Here is a 283-nt window from a genome sequence, read left to right as displayed (position 1 = left end):
TATTACCCAACGGTTCTTTGAAACGCGTTAAACCGATCGCGATATTTTAACCGACATCGAAGCGGCGCAACCCGCTCTCGGTCAGTATTTCCACAATGATGACGTCATGGTTCTCTTCCGGCACCCGCTCGACTTCCTGGCAATCGAAGGCGATGCCGATCAGCCTTGGCGTGATGCCCTTTTCGGCCAGCCTGGCGATCGCCCGGTCATAATAGCCGGCGCCGTAGCCGATGCGGTGGCCGCGGCCGTCGAAGGCGGCGAGCGGCACCAGCATCAGCGTCGG

1 protein-coding gene is annotated in these 283 nt (G+C 60.1%); it reads right to left on the bottom strand.

Annotation, left to right across the window (positions count from 1 at the left end):
• Positions 1 to 46 precede the first annotated feature (46 nt).
• The coding region (locus tag EN818_RS32255) for a 5-formyltetrahydrofolate cyclo-ligase (protein WP_281039974.1) at positions 47 to 283 on the bottom strand (237 nt) is incomplete at its 5' end.

It is taken from the genome of Mesorhizobium sp. M3A.F.Ca.ET.175.01.1.1, from assembly GCF_004791945.1.
Lineage (GTDB): Bacteria > Pseudomonadota > Alphaproteobacteria > Rhizobiales > Rhizobiaceae > Mesorhizobium.
This window is presented reverse-complemented; position numbering and strand designations above follow the sequence as displayed.